We start from the raw sequence: 18,033 nt of genomic DNA on the forward strand, positions 1-18,033 counted from the left end.
GCCGGGGCGGGATGCCTCCGCCGAAGTAGGCTGGAAGCATGAGCGCAGAGGTCTCCCAGCTGTTCGACGCCGGGCAGTGGAGAGCCGTCGCCGGCTTCGAGCGACTGAGCGACATCACCTACCACCACTCGACCGACGGGCGCATCGCCCGCATCGCCTTCGATCGTCCCGAGGTGCGCAACGCCTTCCGCCCGCACACCGTCGACGAGCTCTACCGCGCCCTCGACGACGCCCGCATGAATCCGGCGATCGGAGTCGTGCTCCTCACGGGCAACGGCCCGAGTCCCAAAGACGGCGGCTGGGCGTTCTGCTCGGGAGGCGACCAGCGCATTCGTGGCCGCGACGGCTACAAGTACTCCGACGCCGAGACGGGCATCGTTCAGGGTGCCTCGACGGCATCCGGCGCAGCGGCGGGCCGGCTGCACATCCTGGAGGTGCAGCGCCTCATCCGCTTCATGCCCAAGGTCGTCATCGCGCTGGTCCCCGGTTGGGCCGCCGGCGGCGGGCACTCCCTGCACGTGGTCTGCGACCTCACCATCGCCAGTCGGGAGCACGGCCGCTTCAAGCAGACGGATGCCGACGTCGGCTCGTTCGACGCGGGTTACGGCAGCGCGTACTTCGCCCGCCAGATCGGGCAGAAGGCGGCTCGGGAGGTGTTCTTCCTCGCCCGCGAGTACTCGGCCGAACGCGCCTACGAGCTGGGCGCCGTGAACGCCGTCGTTCCCCACGAGCAGCTCGAGAGCACGGGAATCGAGTGGGCGCGCGAGATCCTCACCAAGTCGCCGACGGCCATCCGCATGCTCAAGTTCGCCTTCAACGCGGTGGATGACGGGCTCGTCGGCCAGCAGGTCTTCGCCGGCGAGGCGACGCGCCTGGCCTACGGCACCGACGAGGCCGTGGAGGGCCGCGACGCGTTCCTCGAGAAGCGCGACCCCGACTGGTCGCCCTTCCCCTGGCAGTTCTGAGCATGACGCGGCCGCTGGCCCGCATCGACGGCACCGACCCGGATGCCGTCATGCGCTCGCTGCGCGACGCGCTGACGGGCGAGGGTCCGGCCCTCTTTCCGGCCGCCGCCGGCGCGAGCCCGCATCCGCTTCCCGAGCACGTTCCCCGAGCCACCGCACTGGTCGTGGAGACGAGCGGCTCGACGGGCGCGCCGAAGCGCGTCGCCCTCTCGACGGATGCGCTGCTGGCCTCGGCCGCGGCCAGCGCCGTCGCCCTCGGCGGAGCGGGTCAGTGGCTGCTCGCCGTTCCGGCCCACTACATCGCCGGCGCGCAGGTGCTCGTGCGCTCGATCGCCGCCGGGACCGATCCCGTGCTGCTGCCGGCCGGCCACTTCGAGGCCCGGGCCTTCGCTGCCGCGGCGGATCGCCTCGACGCCGACCTGCGCTTCACCTCGCTCGTCCCCGCCCAACTCGCGCGGGTGGTCGAGGCCGCCGCGTCCGATGCGGCCGTGCAGGCCTCCGTCGCCCGCTTCGCCCGCATCCTCGTGGGAGGCCAAGCCGCACCGCAGGCCCTCATCGACCGGGCCGCCTCCCTCGGCATCGCCGTCACCCGCACCTACGGCTCGAGCGAGACGGCGGGTGGATGCGTCTACGACGGCGTGCCCATCGGCGACACCCGCGCGGCCATCGTCGACGGAGTCGTCGAGCTGTCGGGCTCATCGCTCGCGCTCGGCTACCTCGATGACGACGACCGCACGCGCGCCGCCTTTCCCGAACACGACGGGCGGCGGTGGTATCGCACGGGCGACCTCGGCGAGTTCCTGCCCGACGGGCGCCTCCGCGTCACCGGCCGGGCCGACGACGTCATCATCTCGGGAGGCGAGAAGGTCTCGCTCGGGGCGGTCGAGCGCATCGTGCGGTCGCTGCCCGGGCTCGAGGATGCCGTGGTGCTCGCCGCGCCGAGCCCGGAGTGGGGACAGGTTCCCGTCGTCGTCGCGGCGCCCCCGGCGGCGCATGCCGAGCTGCCCGAGATCCGCGAGGCGGTCGCTGCCCGGTCCGGAGCCGCCGCCCGACCGGCGCGGCTCGAGCTGCTCGCTGCGTTTCCGGTGCTGTCGTCGGGCAAGCCGGATCGCCGCGCCCTGGCACGGATGCTCGCCGAGGGCTGAAAACGCAGGACGAGCGGCACGGCGCCCCCTCCTGAGCCTCGCCGAGCCGCTCATCCTGCAGATCGCACCGGTTGCTGATCACCCGGCCCAAGCAAGCGCCCCTAAAATGCTCCCCGTGGCACAGAATCGACAGGCACGGCCCTCGCAGGCGAAACCGGTGACGAACGGGACCCCGGCGGCGCGCCGGCCCAACGCGGCCCGCAGCGGAAACCCGGCCAAGCGCGCCGCGGCGACCCAGGCGTACAGCGGCCCCGTCGGTGCGGCCGCGTGGATCGCCGGCGCCCGCATCCGCACCCTCACCCTCGCCATCGCGCCCGTCGCAGCGGGAACCGGGGCCGCGGTCGTCTTCGCCGGTCCCGGCGTCTACCACTGGGTGCGTGCGCTGCTCTGCCTCGTCGTGGCGCTCGCACTGCAGATCGGCGTCAACTACGCCAACGACTACTCCGACGGCATCCGCGGCACGGATGCCTACCGCGTCGGGCCGGCCCGCCTCACCGGCTCGGGTGCGGTGAATCCGCGACGTGTGCTCATCGTCGCACTGGTCTTCTTCGGGATCGCGGCCGTCGCCGGTCTCGTCCTCGTGGTGCTGACGCAGCAGTGGTGGCTGCTCGCTGTCGGCGCCGTGGCTCTCGTCGCCGCCTGGTTCTACACCGGGGGCAAGCGCCCGTACGGCTACTACGGCCTCGGCGAGGTGGCGGTCTTCGTCTTCTTCGGCCTCGTGGCCACGGCCGGAACCACCTATGTGCAGGTTCTCGCCGTGCCCACCGAGAGCTGGCTCTCCGGCGTCGCCATCGGGCTCGTCGCCTGCGCGGTGCTCATGGTGAACAACCTGCGCGACCGCGAGCAGGACAAGCTCGCTGGGAAGCGCACGCTCTCGGTGCTCATCGGCGCGACCGCGTCGAAGGTGGCGTTCTGCATCCTGCTGCTCGCGCCGTTCGTGATCGTGGCGCTGTTCGCCCTGATCTACCCGATCGCCTGGCTGACGCTGTTCGGCCTGCTCATCGCCCTGCCGGCCTGCCTCATCACGGTGACGGCGCGAACCTCAGCGGAGCTCGTCCTCGCCCTCAAGCTGACGAGCCTCGTGGGCCTGGTCGTCGGCGTGGGACTCGGCGCGGCGTTCGCGCTGTAGCGGAACGGTGGATGCGGCGGCGCTTCCGGGCGCCGCGGTCGGGGCAGTAGGGGAAGCGGCTGCGGTGGCGGCGGCAGCGTCGATCGCCGCATCCTCGGTCTCATCGTCGGGGTGCACGAGGGGCGTCTCGCGATGGCGGCGCTCGTAGATGGCGCCGGCCACCTGCTCGCGGGGGCGCCGCAGGAAGATGTACGAGATGCAGAAGCCCACGACCGCGGCGACGAGGGCGGAGACCCACGGGTTCACGTTCAGGAGCAGCAGAACGGCGAGCGGCACGAAGAAGGCGAGCAGCCGCAGCACCGTGAACGCGACCAGCGATGAGGTTTTCACGAGCGCCAAGTCTACGTTCGACGCCTGAGTGCCCGCCGCAACGGGTGGCTCGGATCGGGCTCGACGGGCCGGGCAGAACCCCCGGTGATCTTCAGGTAAACAGACCTACACTTAGGGCATGACCCGCTTGCTCGTCGGCCTCGTTGTGGCGGCCGTCGTGTTCATGATCTACACGCTCATCGATTGTGCGCTGTTCGATCGGTCGCGCATCCGCGGGTTGCCGCGCGCCGTCTGGATCCTCGTCATCCTCTTCGTCCCCCTCATCGGCGGCGTGCTCTGGCTCGTGGTGGGCCGCGGACGCAACGACCCCCAGCGCGCGCGCCCTCTCGCGCCGGACGACGACCCCGCCTTCCTCGGCCAGCTCGGCCGCGATGCCGCCCAGGAGGAGCGCATCCGGCGCATCGAGCAGGAACTCGCCGAACTGGACGACGAGCCCCCGAGCGACACCGAACCGCACGAGCACCCCACCGACCACCGATCCGACGGCGACAAGCCCGGCCGTACGGATGCCTGACGCCCCGTCGGGCGTTGCGGTGACGGAAGGGACACCCGAGCACGACCCAGCGCGACCGGCGACGCGCGATGCCCGGCAGAGCCCGGCCACGGACGCCGCCTTCGCCCTGCTGCTCGCCTTCGCCGACCTCGGGGTGCGCGATGTCGTGGTGAGCCCGGGTTCCCGGTCGCAGGCCCTCGCCCTCGCGGCGGCCCGGTTGCACGAGGCCGGCCGGATGCGCCTGCACGTGCGCATCGACGAGCGCGGCGGCGCCTTCTTCGCGCTCGGGGCGGCCCGCGAATCGGGCGTCCCGACGCTCGTGGTCACCACCTCGGGCACCGCCGTCGCGAACCTGCACCCCGCAGTGCTCGAAGCGCACCACTCCGGCATCCCCCTCATCGCGCTGACCGCGGACCGGCCGGAGGAACTGCGCGGCATCCGCGCGAACCAGACCACCCGCCAGCCGGGCATCTTCGGCACCGCGGTGCGACTCGGCATCGACGTGCCGGCGCCGACGGCCGGCGACGACAGCACCGCGGATGCGCGAGCGCTCGCCGAACGCGCCGTCTCCGGGGCGACCGACCCCCGCAATCCGGGACCCGTGCACCTGAACCTGCAGTACCGCGAGCCGTTGTCGTCGGCGGGCCCGACGCGGCCGCTTCCCGAGGCTGCATCGACGTCGCCTGAGGCGTCCCCGGAGCACTCGACGGCGAGCGCCGGGCGCCCGAGCGCCGCGGCGCGGGAACACGACGAGCCGCTGCTGCTCGCGCACGGCCCGCGCACCGTCGTCATCGCCGGGGCCGACGCCGGAGAGGACGCGGAGGCTCTGGCGCGCGAGGCGGACTGGCCCCTCATCGCCGAGGTCACGAGCGGCGCGCACTTCGGCCCCAACCTCGTCGTCGGTTACCGGGAACTGCTCGCTCACCCCGAGTTCGGGGGCGCGGTCGAGCGTGTCATCGTGTTCGGTCACCCGACCCTCAGCCGGGAGGTTCCCGCTCTCGTGCAGCGCGACGACGTCGATGCCGTCGTCGTCGCGCCGGCGGATGCCGAGCAGTACAACCCGGGCAGGCGCGTGCGCCGCTTCGTGCGGGCCGTGCGCGTGCACGAGGCGCAGCGCCCCGACGAGCGTCGCTGGACCCGTCGCTGGGTCATGACCAGCCGAGCCCTGCTCGACGAGGATTCGCCCGAGACGCCGATCCTCCCGATGAGCGGCGGCAGGCAGAACCGGCGCGCGTTCCTCGAGGCCGAGATGGCCGTCGTGCGCACTCCGGTCGATCGCCGCATGCTCGCCGCAGCGGTCTGGAACGCCACGTGGCCGCACGATCGCCTGGTCTTCGGAGCCAGCCGCATCATCCGCGAGGCCGACCGCAGCGTGCCCGGCAAGCGCATCCGGGCCGTCGCGAACCGGGGCCTCGCCGGCATCGACGGAACGATCGCCACGACGCTCGGCGTCGCCTCGGCCAGCCAGGCGGCCGGTGAACCGGGAACCACGCGCGCCCTCATCGGCGACGTGACGCTGCTGCACGACGCCGGCTCGCTGCACATCGCCCCGGGCGAGCCGCGTCCGCGGGTGCTCGTGGTCGTCGGAAACGACGGCGGCGGAACCATCTTCGACACCCTCGAGGTCGCAGCATCGGCGGATGCCGCATCCTTCGACCGCGTGCTGTACACGCCGCACACGGTCGACATCGCCGCCCTCGCGGCGGCCTACGGCTGGCAGTACCGGCGGGCGCAGACCCGCGGCGAGCTCAACGACGCCCTCACCGCCCCCGTGACGGAGCCGACGATCCTCGAGGTGCCGCTCCCGCGCTGAGCCCTCGCGGACGCCTCGCGGACGCCTCGAGGGTGCAGGATGGGGTGATCACGAGCGAGGAGGCGTCTGTGGCGGGCATTGAGAGCTTCTGGAACGACGATCCGACGAACCTGCTGCGGGTGCAGCCGGGGTTCCGGCTGAGCGACGTGGATGCGTCGGCGACTCCCGGCATCGACATCTCCAAGCGCGACCAGACCAAGGCGCTCGTGGAGGGTGGCGACATCCTCGGCGAGCTGCAGGAGCAGCTGTTCGCGTCGGCGACGGTCGGCGGCGGGCAGAAGTCGATCCTGCTCGTGCTGCAGGCCATGGACACGGCCGGCAAGGGCGGTGCCGTGAAGCACGTGATGAGTTCCGCGAACCCGGCCGGGGTGCGCTATCACGGTTTCAAGGCGCCCACCGATGAGGAACGCAGGCACGACTTCCTCTGGCGGGTGCGCCCGCAACTCCCGGCACCGGGCTACATCGGCATCTTCGACCGTTCCCACTACGAAGACGTGCTGATCGCACGGGTGCACGAGATCGTCCCGCTCGAGGAGATCGACGCACGCTACGACCTCATCAACGCCTTCGAGCGCGAGATCGTCGACGCCGGCACCACGATCGTGAAGGTGATGCTGCATATCTCGGCCGATGAGCAGCGCAAGCGGCTGCAGGACCGCCTCGACAAGCCGCGCAAGCAGTGGAAGTACAACCCCGGCGACGTGACGGAGCGCCTGCGCTGGAACGACTACCAGGACGCCTACCAGCGCGTCTTCGAGACGACCACGACCAACTGGGCGCCGTGGTACGTCGTTCCCGCGAACCACAAGCGCTACGCCCGGCTCGCCGTGCAGCACCTGCTCATCGACGCGCTCCGCAGTCTCGACCTCGAGTGGCCGACGCCCGACTACGACGTCCAGGTCGAGAAGGGCCGGCTCGCCGCGAGCTGATCCCGCGATCGGTCGAGCACGTGCCTCAGGCGAACGCCTCGACGACCGGGCGGAACTTGATGCGCGACTCCGTCAGTTCGGCCGCGGGTTCGGAACTCGCGACGATGCCGCAGCCGGCATACGCCCGCACCGTGTCATCGTCGGCGACCTGTGCGCACCGCAGGCCGATGGCCCATTCGCCGTCGCCGGCGCCGTTGATCCATCCGACGGGACCGGCGTAGCGTCCCCGGTCGAAGGGCTCGAGTTCGCGGATGATGGCGAGGGCGGCATCCGTCGGCGTTCCGGCGACCGCGGCGGTGGGATGCATCGCGGCGACCAGGTCGAGCGAGGTCGAGCCGTCGCCCAGCACGCCTTCGACATCGGTGGCGAGGTGCCAGAGGTTGGGCAGTTCCAGGGTGAAGGGATCGGAGTTCTGCAGCCGGCGGGTGTGCGGGCCGAGGGTTGCGAGCACGCTGCGCACGGCGAAGCCGTGCTCCTGCACGTTCTTGGGCGAGCCCGCCAGGGAGCGTGCCGCTTCGGCGTCGGAGAGCAGGTCGCGCCCGCGGGGAGTCGTTCCGGCGAGCACCCGCGCCGAGACCGTTCCCTTCTGCGAGCGCACGAGGGTCTCGGGGCTCGAGCCGAGGAAGCCGTCGACGGCGAAGGTCCAGCAGTCGGGGTAGCCCAGGGCGAGCTCCGCGAGCACCCGGCGCAGGTCGGCGCCGGCGGGCACGCGGCCGATCAGGTCGCGCGCGAGCACCACCTTCTCGGCCGCTCCGCCCCGGATGCGCTCGACGGCGGCCGCGACGGCGTCGCTGAAACCGGGTGCGGTCTGCTGCGCTGCCCGGAACGAGACCCGGTAGTCGCTTCCGAAGGCGTGCTCCACCGGATCAGGGGTCTGCTCATCGCCCACACGGATGCGGGTGAGCCACGACCTCGTCCCACGGCGCCCGACGATCACCCGCGGAACGATGAGCACGCTGGTCGCCGAGGAGGCGTCGTCGAAGGCGAAGGTTCCGAAACCCACGAGACCCGTTCCGGGAAGGTCGACCGCGTCTTCGACCCGAGCGGCCGCGCTGATCTCGGCCCAGGCCGCTGCGGCATCCGTGAACCGCCGTGGGCCGCTGAATTCGAGGCGCACCGCCTCGCCGTAACCGGCGAATCCCTCGCCGCCGCGCATCCACACCAGCGGATGCCGCGGCTCGGTGAGGAACACGAGCGACCGCGGACCGGAGACGGCTGTGGTCTCGACGCGCAGTGCCGGGCTGGTCACCGAACCAGCCTACGCTGGCGCGCAGCGCGGCCGGTCGGCAGGGGGATGCAGCGGGATCAGCGGGTGATCTCGACGCCGCGCCAGAAGGCGACGTAACCGGTGATCTGTTTCGCTGCGGAGAGGGGCGTCGGGTAGACCCAGGCGGCGTCGGGATTGCGCTCGCCGTCGACCTCGACGTGGTAGTAGCTCGCCGTGCCCTTCCACGGGCACACCGAGTGACGCTGGCTGTCGCTGAAGTACTCGCGGTTCAGGGCGTTCGGAGGAAAGTACTGGTTGCCCTCGATCTCGATGGTCTCGTCGGACTCGGCGAGCACCGTTCCGTTCCAGATGGCCTTCATGTCTCTCCTTCTCCCGTCGCACGCGCGGCCCTTCGAGGGGCGCATGCAGGGCGGCGGAAGGGGGAGTCCGCCGCCTGCACTCGAGACAACGGACGGATGCCTGCCGCCATTCCCGGTCTCAGGGCTCTCACCGGCGCCGCACCTAGAATCGAGAGCATGACGCGAGCCGATCTGAACAAGCAGCCCGAGAGCGTGGCGGCGATGTTCGACGAGGTCGCCGCCCAGTACGACCGCACCAACACCGTGCTGTCCGTTGGCAACGCCGCCCTGTGGCGGGCGGCCACGACGAAGGCCGTCGCACCCAAGCAGGGCGAGGCCATCCTCGACGTCGCCGCCGGCACCGGAACCTCGAGCGCCTCGCTCGCGCGCTCCGGCGCATCCGTCGTCGCCGCCGACTTCTCGCCCGGAATGCTCGAGGTGGGCAGGAGGCGCCAGGCCGGTGTCCCCAACATCGTCTTCCTGCAGGCGGATGCGACGGCACTGCCCTTCGACGACGACCACTTCGACGCCGTGACCATCTCGTTCGGGCTGCGAAACGTGGTCGAGCCGCAGAAGGCGCTCAGTGAGTTCTTCCGGGTGCTGAAGCCCGGCGGCCGTGTGGTGATCTGCGAGTTCTCCACCCCGCCGAACGGCCTCGTACGCACCGGCTACTCCGTCTACCAGCGCTACGTGATGCCGCCGCTCGTGCGGCTCTCGAGCTCCAACGATGCGGCCTACGAGTACCTCAACGACTCCATCAACGCCTGGCCCGATCAGCCGAAGCTCGCCGCCTGGCTGCGCGAAGCCGGGTTCATCGACGTCGCCTGGCGCAACCTCACGGCGGGTGTTGTTGCCCTGCACCGTGGCGTCAAGCCGACGGCCTGAGACCGGAATGCCCGACATGTCGCACTGGGTAGGCTAGAGGAGTGAATTCTCCGGCCGTCCGGCGCAGCCATGCCCTCGCAGACCAGCTGGGCCTCGGCGACCGTCTGCGCGCGACTCCGGCCGATCGCGACTTCGCCCGTGCCGTCGAAGCCGGCCTCGACGAGGTCGAGGTGCAGCTGCTGAAGCAGGTGGAGTTCGCCGACGAGATCGCCGATGTCACCACCCGCTACCTGTTGAACGCCGGCGGCAAGCGCGTGCGCCCCATGCTCACCCTCCTCACCTCGCACCTCGGCGACGGCATCACCGACGACGTGATCACGGCGGCGACGGCCATCGAGGTCACCCATCTTGCGAGCCTCTACCACGACGACGTGATGGACGATGCCGACAAGCGTCGCGGGGTTCCCAGCGCCCAGACCGTCTGGGGCAACTCCGTCGCCATCCTCGCGGGCGACCTGCTCTTCGCGCGCGCCAGCCAGCTGATGGCAGGCCTGGGCGAGGGCGCGATCCGCCTGCAGGCGGCCACCTTCGAACGCCTCGTGCTCGGACAGTTGCACGAGACGAACGGCCCCAAGGCCGGTGATGACCAGGTCGCGCATTACATCCAGGTGCTGGCCGACAAGACGGGCTCCCTCATCGCCGCTGCCGCGCAGTCCGGCGTGATCTTCTCGAACGCCCCCGCCGAGTACGAGGAGCCGATCGTCGCCTACGGCGAGCGCATCGGCATCGCCTTCCAGCTCATCGACGACGTGATCGACCTCTCGCCGCAGCCGCGCAAGACCGGCAAGGTTCCCGGAACAGACCTGCGCGCCGGCGTCGTCACGCTTCCCCTGCTTCGGCTGCGGGAGCGCGCCGAGACCGACGCGGCATCCGCACGGCTGCTCGAGCGCCTCGAGGCCGAGGTGATCGGCGTCGAGACCCCCAGCGACACCGCCGACGTGCTGATCGCCGAGCTTCGCGACCACCCGGTGACCGCCGCGACACGCGACGAGGCGCACGCCTGGGCGCGCCACGCGGTCGACGCCCTCGCCGTGCTTCCCGACGGCCAGGTGGTCAAGGCCCTCACCCGTTTCGCCGACTCGATCGTCGAGCGCAGCAGTTAGCCCCGACAGAAGGAACCCGATGACAAAGCTCCGCCTGGCGATCATCGGTGCCGGCCCGGCCGGCATCTATGCCGCCGACATCCTGCTCAAAGCCGAGCGGAACTTCGACGTCTCGATCGACCTGTTCGACCACCTGCCCGCGCCCTATGGACTCGTGCGCTACGGCGTCGCTCCCGACCACCCGCGCATCAAGGGCATCATCACCGCGCTGCGCGAGGTGCTCGATCGCGGCGACATCCGCATCTTCGGCAACGTGCGCTTCGGCGAGGACATCACGCTCGATGACCTGAAGAAGCACTACAACGCCGTCATCTTCGCGACCGGTGCCGTGAAGGATGCCGACCTCGCCATTCCGGGCATCGGCCTGGAGGGTTCCTACGGCGCGGCCGACTTCGTCAGCTGGTACGACGGCCACCCCGACTACCCGCGCGAGTGGCCGCTCGAGGCCGAGTCGGTCGCCGTGATCGGCAACGGCAACGTGGCGCTCGACGTCGCTCGCATCCTCGCCAAGCACGCCGACGACCTGCTGCCCACCGAGATTCCGGCGAACGTCTACGAGGGCCTCAAGGCCTCTCCCGTGACCGACGTGCACGTCTTCGGGCGCCGCGGACCCACCTCGGTCAAGTTCACGCCGCTCGAGCTGCGGGAGCTCGGCGAACTGCGCGACGTCGACATGATCGTCTACGACGAGGACTTCGACTACGACGACGCCGCACGCGCAGCCGTTGCGGGCAACAAGCAGGTCTTCGTGATCGACAAGGTTCTGCAGCAGTGGCGTCAGCGCGAGGTGGGCGCAGCATCCCGCCGCCTGCACCTGCACTTCTTCGCCAAGCCGATCTCGGTGCTGGATGACGGCAGCGGTCACGTCGGCGCCATCAGCTACGAGCGCACGAAGCCCGACGGCGAGGGCGGGGTCGTCGGCACCGGCGAGCTGCGCCGCGTTCCCGTGCAGGCCGTGTACCGCGCGGTGGGCTACTTCGGCTCGCCGCTGCCCGGCATCCCGTTCGACAAGAAGTTCGGCGTGATCCCGAATCACGAGGGCCAGGTGCTCATCCGCGACAAGACGAGCGGGGAGTTCCGGCAGATGTACGGCGTCTATGCCACCGGGTGGATCAAGCGCGGGCCGGTGGGCCTGATCGGGCACACCAAGTCGGATGCGATGGAGACCGTGCGGCACCTCATCAACGACCTCGGCAACTGGTGGCAGCCCGAGTCGCCGTCGGAGCAGAGCGTGGTCGACCTGCTCGATTCCCGCGGCATCGCCTACACCGACCTCGACGGCTGGCACAACCTCGACCAGCACGAGCAGCGCCTCGGTGCCGACGAGGGCCGGACGCGCATCAAGGTCGTTCCGCGCGAGGACATGGTCGCCATCTCCCGCGCCTGAGCTCGCCTCGTGGTGCTGCGACGGCACCGACGGCCGGGTTTCCTCCGCGGAATGGGCGGACGTCATACGCTGATCGGGTGACGCGAGCCGAGGACTGGAAGCCCGACATCCTCGGCCGCGGTTTTCAGCAGTGCACCCTGCAGCTGGAGCCCGACCATGAGGGTGAGGTCGTCGCCACGCTCGTGCGGCACCACGAGCCGCTCGCCGACCCGTTCCGTCGCGGGGCCGCCGCCGGCCTCGACGTGCTCTACGTGCACGGATGGTCGGACTACTTCTTCCAGCGCCACCTCGCGGAGTTCTGGACGGGACAGGGCGCCCACTTCTACGCGCTCGACCTGCGCAAGTACGGTCGGAGCCTGCGGCCGCACCAGACGCCGGGCTTCACGCGCGACCTGCGCACATACGACGAAGACATCGAGGCCGCGCTGGATCGCATCGAGCACGGCAAGACAGACCTGCTGAGCGAGCGCCCACTCGTGCTCATGGGCCACTCCACCGGCGGGCTCGTGCTCAGCCTGTGGGCGGCGCACCATCCCGTGCGCACCGCCGCCGTCGTGCTCAACAGTCCGTGGCTCGAGTTCCAGGCGCACGCCATCGCCCGGGAGGCGATCGCTCCGATCGAGCGGGTGCGGGCGCAGTTCGATCCGCTGGGCGCGCATCCCAAGGTCGACCTCGGCTTCTACACGCGCTCGGTGTCACGGGCGCTCGGCGGTGAGTGGGACTACGACTCCACCTGGCGGCCCGAGCGCGGCTTCGCCACGCATCCGGCCTGGCTGTCGGCCATCTTCGCCGGACAGGCCGAGGTGGCCGCCGGCCTGGCCATCACCGCGCCGGTGCTCACGCTGCTCTCGAGCCGATCGACCCTCTCACCACGTTGGTCGCCCGCGATGATGACGAGCGACGTCGTTCTCGACGTCGACGACATCGCCCGCGCCGCGCTGAGACTCGGGTCGACGGTGACCGTCGCGCGCATCGACGGCGCCCTGCACGACGTGACCCTCTCGGCGCCCGGACCCCGGGAGGCAGCCTTCCAGGCCGTGACGCGCTGGCTGCGGGGGTACCGGCCGGGCTGATGCCGCCCTGCCCGGCGGCGAAATGCAGGATCAGCGGCGCAGCATCCGCTCCACGGCTCTGCTGTGCCGCTCATCCTGCGTTTGTGCGTCCGGCGGCGGCGGCGCGACCCAGCGGCGAAACGCAGGATGAGCGGCTCAGCATCCGCTCTGCAGCCCCGCTGTGCGGCTGGTCCTGCGTTTGTGCGCCCGGCGGCGGTCAGCGGGATGCGGAGAACGGGCCCGAGAGCGCGGCCCACTGCAGCAGCATGATGGTCTTCGCGTCGATGATGTCGCGGCCGATCCGCGCAAGGGCGTCGTCGACGTCGAGTTCGAGCAGCTCGATGTCCTCGCCTTCGTCCTGCAGCCCTCCGCCTGCGCCGGTGGAGGTGTCGCTCGTGTACGGCGCCGCGTAGAAATGCAGCTTCTCGGTGACCGATCCGGGGCTCATGTAGGCGTCGAAGACGTGCTCGACCTCGCCCACCCGGTGTCCCGTCTCCTCCTCGGCCTCGCGGCGGATGGCGGTCTCGGGATCGTCATCGTCGAGAAGTCCCGCAGCCGCCTCGATGAGCATGCCATCGGGATGCGCATTGACGTACGCCGGAAAACGGAACTGGCGAGTGAGCAGCACGGTTCGCCGCTCGCGGTCGTACAACAGGATGCAGGCGCCGTTTCCGCGGTCGTAGGTCTCGCGCTCCTCGGTCGACCACCTGCCGTCGCGGTGCTGGAAGTCGAACGTCGTCGTGCGGGTGACGTACCAGTTGGAGGCGAGCACGCGAACATCGCGCACTCGTACCCGCGGGTTCCCGTCCAGGTCGCGTCCGACGCGATCCAGGCCGGTGCGGCCGCGACGGTCGGGGGTCTCGTCGGCCATCTGCGGCGCCGGTCTCAGCGGAAGTTGATGAACTGCACGGCCACGTCGAGGTCTTTGCCCTTCAGCAGTGCGATCGTCTGCTGAAGGTCGTCGCGGCTCTTCGAATTCACCCTTAGCTCGTCGCCCTGAATCTGGCTCTTGACGGTCTTCGGGGCCTCCTCGCGGATGATCTTGGAGATCTTCTTCGCGTTGTCGCTGTCGATGCCGTTCTTCAGCCCGACCTCGATGCGGAACTCCTTGCCCGAGGGGTAGGGCTCACCCTCGTCGAGGGAGCGCAGCGTGATGCCGCGCTTGATGAACTTCGACTCGACGACCTCGAGCACGGCCTTCACGCGCTCTTCGGTGTTCGCCTTCAGCAGGATCTTCTCGCCGCTCCACTCGACGGATGCGCCGACGTTCTTGAAGTCGTAGCGCTGCTCGACTTCTTTGCGGGCCTGGTTGACCGCGTTGTCGGCCTCCATCTTGTCGACCTTCGAGACGATGTCAAACGAGGAATCAGCCATGGCGAAATCCTACCCGCGCAGCCGCGCCCGATGACTACTGCGGCCGGGCGGTGCTCGAGCGCACGATCAACTCGTGGGGCAGGGCGGCGCTGGCCGGCTCCGCATCCGTCGACGCCGGTCGCAGCACCTCGAGCAGCATCTCCACGGCCTGTTCCCCCTGTCGTTGCGGGAACTGGGCGACCGTGGTGAGCCCGAAGAACTCGGAGAGGTCGTGGTCGTCGATGCCGATGATCGAGACGTCGCGGGGCACCGAGAGGCCGAGGTCGCGCGCGGCGAGGATGGCTCCGATCCCCATCTCGTCGGACGCCGCGAAGATGGCACTCGGCCGCCCCCGTGGAACGCCGAGCAGTTGCTTGGCCGCATGGTAGCCGCCGCCGATCGTGAAGTCGGCCGAGGCGAACAGGCTCGCGTCCACCTCGATGCCCGCATCCCGCAGCGACTGCTCGTAGGCGAGGCGGCGGTTGGTGGGCAGGTGGAAGTCCAGGTCGAACTCGTGGGTACCGCCGATGTGCGCGATGCGGGTGTGGCCGAGTCCGATGAGGTGCTCCGTCGCCAGCCGCGCCATCGAGAGGTCGTCGATGCGCAGCGTCGGCACGCCCGGAATGGGTCCTCCGACGCCGACGAGCGGCTTCTTCATCTGGTGCAGGCGCAGCACCTCGGCCTCGGTGAGCTCGAGGGATACCGCGATGACGGCATCCACGCGCTGCCGCAGCAGGAAGTGCTCGAAGACGCTCTGGCGCTCGTCGCCCTCTCCCGAGAGGTTGTAGAGCGTGAGGTCGTACCCGTTGCGCAGCAGAGCGCGCTGGGCGCCCTCGAGCACCGAGGTGAAGTACCAGCGACCGAGGAACGGCACGACGACGCCGATGTTGCGGGTGCGGCCGGATGCGAGACTCGAGGCGTTCGACGAGACGACGTAGTCGAGCTGGAGTGCGGCATCCTGAACGCGCTGCTTGGTGGCCGGCGAGACGTTCACGCTGCCGCTGAGCGCGCGCGAGACCGTCGCTGTCGACACGCCCGCGAGCTTGGCGACTTCGTCGATGCCGGCCATGGATGCTGCCTCCGAGAGTCTCGGCACGATACTACCGGCGGGGCATGCCGCGGCCGCCCGGTAGGCGCGCCGACGGACGGGCGGGTCCGATTTCTCGGCAGGGTCGCCGCCGGGTATCCTTATGACGCGTCTTCGGTCATGTGAATCACGTGGGCGGGTGCGCACTGGCGAGTTACCCAAGCGGCCAAAGGGATCTGACTGTAAATCAGACTGCTCAGCATTCGGGGGTTCGAATCCCTCACTCGCCACTGTCAACGGCCTCCTGCGGGAGGCCGTTTTCGCGTCCGCGGTCCGGCGCTTCGACAGGCTCAGCGAGCACCGGGCTGGGTCTCGCTCGCTCGTTCCCTGAGCTTGTCGAAGGGGGCGGTCCGCAGGTCGGCGTGCGGCGCTTCGACAGGCTCAGCGAACGCGGGGCTGGGTCTCTCGCGCTCGTTCCCTGAGCTTGTCGAAGGGTGGCGACCCACAGGTCGGCGTGCGGCGCTTCGACAGGCTCAGCGAACGCGGGGCTGGGTTCCACACGCCGGCGCGCGCTTCGACGCACTCAGCGCGCGGCGGCGCGGCCGCGCTAGCGTTGCGGCATGAGCGCCGAACTGCTGACCCTTGCCCGCGGCATCGCCGAGTCGGCTGCCGAGCTCGCGGCGCGGCGGCGATCCGAGGGCATCGAGATCGCGGCGAGCAAGTCCGCGCCCGAAGACATCGTGACCTTCACCGATCGCGAGGTCGAACAGCACATCCGCTCCCTCATCGCCGACGCCCGCCCCGATGACGGCTTCCTCGGCGAGGAGTCGGATGCCACGGGCGGCACGAGCGGACTGACCTGGGTCGTCGATCCGATCGACGGTACGGTCAACTTCCTCTACGGCGTACCGGCGTGGGCCATCAGCATCGCCGTCGTCGAGGGCGAACCCGACCCGTCCACGTGGAGCGCCCTGGCCGGTGTGGTCATCAACCCCACCAGCGGCGAGGTGTTCACGGCGAGCGCCGGCGAAGGCGCCTGGCACCAGGGTCGCCGCCTCGAGGTGAACCGCGGCGTGCAGTTGCCGCTCGCGCTGGTCGGAACCGGCTTCTCCTACTCCTCGCAGACGCGCGGGTGGCAGGCGCAGGTGCTGAACACCGTTCTACCGAACGTGCGGGACATCCGTCGCATCGGTTCGGCCGCACTCGACCTGTGCAACGTGGCGGCCGGCCGGCTCGACGCCCACTTCGAACGCGGCCTCAACGCCTGGGACCACGCGGCGGGCGCGCTGATCGCGCGCGAGGCGGGTGCCAGGGTCGGCGGCTTCCGTGGGGCTGCCGAGAGCAAGGCCATGACCATCGCGGCCGAGTCTGAGCTGTTCGAAGCGCTCGAGAGGCTGCTCATCGAATCCGGCGCCGACGCGGTCTGAGCGCACCACTCCCTGACAACCCTCATTCGGGGGTGACTTGTTACGCATTCATAGAGTTTTCAGGGAGGGTTCGTTAGCCTCTTTACCAATCCGTTACGCGCTTACCCCGGCAGGTGACGGTTCCCTACGTTCCCTGTGCCGAAGGTTTTAGACGCGTGCTCGATGACTCCCTAGCCCCAGCTGTGTCTGGGGACGGCGAGCCCGCACTCACCAGGCGGCAGTTGCGCGAACGGGAGAGGGCCGCCAACGAGGCGTCATCGACGACGGATGCGCCGCCCGCGGCCGGAGTCGCCGTACCTCTCGAGGACGCGCCCACCGCCTCCGTGGAGGATGAGACGCTCGTCGTCGTGGAGCCCGCCGCTCCCGCCGTGCACGCCACCGAAGAGCACCCCGTCGTCGTGGTCGAAGAGCAGCAGCCGACCAGTCGGGCACGCAACCGCGAGGCGCTGCGTCGCACCACGGCCGATCTCACCAGCGACGACCTTCCGCCGGCACCGCCGCGTTCGCGGCGTGAGGCCCGTACCAACCCGGTCGACGAGGTGACGGCACAGGCACGCCGCTCCGCGCACTCCGACGCCGTCACGACTCGCGCCAAGCTCACGACGCAGAGCGTTCCCGTCGTCACGGCGGCTCCTAAGAAGCCCTCGCGCCACTCGGCGAAGAAGGGCCTGGCCACGACCCTCGTCATGGGCGTCGTCGCGCTCATCGCGATCGCCACCTCGGTTCCGGCCAACGCCCTGCTCTCGCCTGCCGACGTTCAGGCCGCAGCCGCGGTGACGAACGTCACCGCGAAGGGCGAGGCCCAATCGGTTCACGTGAGCGACGCCGTCGGCGAGACGTCGGTGCAGCGCGACGGCTACGGTGCCGAGTCGCTCGCCCAGGTGGCCGCATCCAGTGGCATCCGGCCCGAGTCCGCCACCTTCACGAACGACCCCAACGGCACGGTGCAGTGGCCGTTCATGGTGGGCGTGCACATCGGCGACCGCTTCGGCTACCGCAACTGCGCCGGCTGCTCGGAGGACCACCACGGTCAGGACTTCAACCCCGGGCTCGGCGCCGACATCCAGGCCATCGCCGACGGCGTGGTCAGCTTCGCGGAGGACGGCGACGGCGACCTCGGCGTGCACATGATGATCACCCACCAGATCAACGGCCAGACGGTCACGTCGGTGTACGCGCACATGCAGCACGGTTCCATGCGCTTCAAGGTCGGCGACCAGGTCAAGGTGGGCGACATCATCGGAACCGTCGGCACGACCGGCATGTCGACCGGTCCGCACCTGCACTTCGAGATCCGTCTCGGCGGCATCAACGGCCCGTGGACCGATCCGCTCGTGTGGCTGTACGCCAACACCAACTGAGCGTCGAGACCGACCTGACGCAAGAACGCCTCCTCCCCATCCGGCGATGGGAAGGAGGCGTTCTTCGT

General features: G+C 70.1%; 18 protein-coding genes and 1 tRNA gene. 13 read left to right on the top strand and 6 right to left on the bottom strand.

The window, feature by feature from the left end; translation table 11 throughout:
• Positions 1-38 precede the first annotated feature (38 nt).
• The 3 genes from WDJ51_RS11830 to WDJ51_RS11840 all read left to right on the top strand — a co-directional run bounded on the left by WDJ51_RS11830 (position 39) and on the right by WDJ51_RS11840 (position 3,239).
• On the top strand, positions 39-965 hold the full coding sequence (locus WDJ51_RS11830) for a 1,4-dihydroxy-2-naphthoyl-CoA synthase (protein WP_337852656.1): 927 nt from the start codon (positions 39-41) through the stop codon (positions 963-965).
• Positions 966-967: 2 nt separating this feature from the next.
• Positions 968-2,110, top strand: coding sequence for an AMP-binding protein (locus tag WDJ51_RS11835; protein WP_337852657.1), 1,143 nt, complete (start codon positions 968-970; stop codon positions 2,108-2,110).
• A gap of 157 nt (positions 2,111-2,267) precedes the next feature.
• The gene (locus tag WDJ51_RS11840) at positions 2,268-3,239 is read left to right on the top strand and encodes a 1,4-dihydroxy-2-naphthoate polyprenyltransferase (RefSeq protein ID WP_337852658.1); all 972 of its coding nucleotides are present in this window, start codon (positions 2,268-2,270) and stop codon (positions 3,237-3,239) included.
• Here WDJ51_RS11840 and WDJ51_RS11845 read toward each other — a convergent pair.
• Positions 3,153-3,569 (bottom strand): DUF4229 domain-containing protein, encoded by a 417-nt coding sequence (locus WDJ51_RS11845; protein WP_337852659.1) that lies wholly within the window; start codon positions 3,567-3,569, stop codon positions 3,153-3,155. The two genes, WDJ51_RS11840 and WDJ51_RS11845, sit on opposite strands and share 87 nt — an antisense overlap.
• Positions 3,570-3,687: 118 nt before the next feature.
• Here WDJ51_RS11845 and WDJ51_RS11850 point away from each other — a divergent pair, with 118 nt between their 5' ends.
• The 3 genes from WDJ51_RS11850 to WDJ51_RS11860 all read left to right on the top strand — a co-directional run bounded on the left by WDJ51_RS11850 (position 3,688) and on the right by WDJ51_RS11860 (position 6,804).
• Positions 3,688-4,083, top strand: coding sequence for a PLD nuclease N-terminal domain-containing protein (locus WDJ51_RS11850; protein ID WP_337852660.1), 396 nt, complete (start codon positions 3,688-3,690; stop codon positions 4,081-4,083).
• Complete coding sequence (menD, locus tag WDJ51_RS11855) at positions 4,076-5,875, top strand: 2-succinyl-5-enolpyruvyl-6-hydroxy-3-cyclohexene-1-carboxylic-acid synthase (protein ID WP_337852661.1); 1,800 nt, start codon at positions 4,076-4,078, stop codon at positions 5,873-5,875. Before WDJ51_RS11850 ends, menD begins: the two co-directional genes overlap by 8 nt.
• 68 nt (positions 5,876-5,943) lie before the next feature.
• Entirely contained in the window at positions 5,944-6,804 is an 861-nt protein-coding gene (locus WDJ51_RS11860) for a PPK2 family polyphosphate kinase (protein WP_443218491.1), read from the top strand.
• A gap of 25 nt (positions 6,805-6,829) precedes the next feature.
• On the opposite strand, the gene WDJ51_RS11865 is transcribed toward WDJ51_RS11860, so the two are convergent.
• Both WDJ51_RS11865 and WDJ51_RS11870 read right to left on the bottom strand, forming a co-directional pair.
• Positions 6,830-8,053 (bottom strand): isochorismate synthase, encoded by a 1,224-nt coding sequence (locus WDJ51_RS11865; RefSeq protein WP_337852662.1) that lies wholly within the window; start codon positions 8,051-8,053, stop codon positions 6,830-6,832.
• Positions 8,054-8,109: 56 nt separating this feature from the next.
• Positions 8,110-8,391, bottom strand: coding sequence for a DUF427 domain-containing protein (locus tag WDJ51_RS11870; RefSeq protein WP_337852663.1), 282 nt, complete (start codon positions 8,389-8,391; stop codon positions 8,110-8,112).
• 156 nt (positions 8,392-8,547) lie between these two features.
• On the opposite strand from WDJ51_RS11870, the gene ubiE reads away from it, so the two are divergent.
• The 4 genes from ubiE to WDJ51_RS11890 all read left to right on the top strand — a co-directional run bounded on the left by ubiE (position 8,548) and on the right by WDJ51_RS11890 (position 12,818).
• On the top strand, positions 8,548-9,255 hold the full coding sequence (ubiE, locus tag WDJ51_RS11875; RefSeq protein ID WP_337852664.1) for a bifunctional demethylmenaquinone methyltransferase/2-methoxy-6-polyprenyl-1,4-benzoquinol methylase UbiE: 708 nt from the start codon (positions 8,548-8,550) through the stop codon (positions 9,253-9,255).
• A 41-nt stretch (positions 9,256-9,296) separates the two neighbouring features.
• Complete coding sequence (locus WDJ51_RS11880) at positions 9,297-10,358, top strand: polyprenyl synthetase family protein (protein WP_443218492.1); 1,062 nt, start codon at positions 9,297-9,299, stop codon at positions 10,356-10,358.
• 19 nt (positions 10,359-10,377) lie between these two features.
• The gene (locus WDJ51_RS11885) at positions 10,378-11,745 is read left to right on the top strand and encodes an FAD-dependent oxidoreductase (protein ID WP_337852665.1); all 1,368 of its coding nucleotides are present in this window, start codon (positions 10,378-10,380) and stop codon (positions 11,743-11,745) included.
• Between the two features lie 77 nt (positions 11,746-11,822).
• Positions 11,823-12,818, top strand: coding sequence for an alpha/beta hydrolase (locus tag WDJ51_RS11890; RefSeq protein ID WP_337852666.1), 996 nt, complete (start codon positions 11,823-11,825; stop codon positions 12,816-12,818).
• Positions 12,819-13,014: 196 nt separating this feature from the next.
• On the opposite strand, the gene WDJ51_RS11895 is transcribed toward WDJ51_RS11890, so the two are convergent.
• The 3 genes from WDJ51_RS11895 to WDJ51_RS11905 are packed head-to-tail and all read right to left on the bottom strand — an operon-like array spanning position 13,015 to position 15,219.
• Positions 13,015-13,668, bottom strand: coding sequence for an NUDIX domain-containing protein (locus WDJ51_RS11895; RefSeq protein WP_337852667.1), 654 nt, complete (start codon positions 13,666-13,668; stop codon positions 13,015-13,017).
• A gap of 14 nt (positions 13,669-13,682) precedes the next feature.
• Positions 13,683-14,171, bottom strand: coding sequence for a YajQ family cyclic di-GMP-binding protein (locus WDJ51_RS11900; RefSeq protein WP_337852668.1), 489 nt, complete (start codon positions 14,169-14,171; stop codon positions 13,683-13,685).
• Between the two features lie 34 nt (positions 14,172-14,205).
• Entirely contained in the window at positions 14,206-15,219 is a 1,014-nt protein-coding gene (locus tag WDJ51_RS11905) for a LacI family DNA-binding transcriptional regulator (RefSeq protein WP_337852669.1), read from the bottom strand.
• A 166-nt stretch (positions 15,220-15,385) separates the two neighbouring features.
• Here WDJ51_RS11905 and WDJ51_RS11910 point away from each other — a divergent pair.
• The 3 genes from WDJ51_RS11910 to WDJ51_RS11920 all read left to right on the top strand — a co-directional run bounded on the left by WDJ51_RS11910 (position 15,386) and on the right by WDJ51_RS11920 (position 17,965).
• Positions 15,386-15,467 (top strand) — tRNA-Tyr (locus tag WDJ51_RS11910).
• Positions 15,468-15,797: 330 nt separating this feature from the next.
• Entirely contained in the window at positions 15,798-16,604 is an 807-nt protein-coding gene (locus tag WDJ51_RS11915) for an inositol monophosphatase family protein (RefSeq protein WP_337852670.1), read from the top strand.
• 182 nt (positions 16,605-16,786) lie between these two features.
• Complete coding sequence (locus WDJ51_RS11920; protein ID WP_337852671.1) at positions 16,787-17,965, top strand: M23 family metallopeptidase; 1,179 nt, start codon at positions 16,787-16,789, stop codon at positions 17,963-17,965.
• Positions 17,966-18,033: the final 68 nt, after the last annotated feature.

Source organism: Rathayibacter sp. YIM 133350, from assembly GCF_037404875.1.
Lineage (GTDB): Bacteria > Actinomycetota > Actinomycetes > Actinomycetales > Microbacteriaceae > Orlajensenia.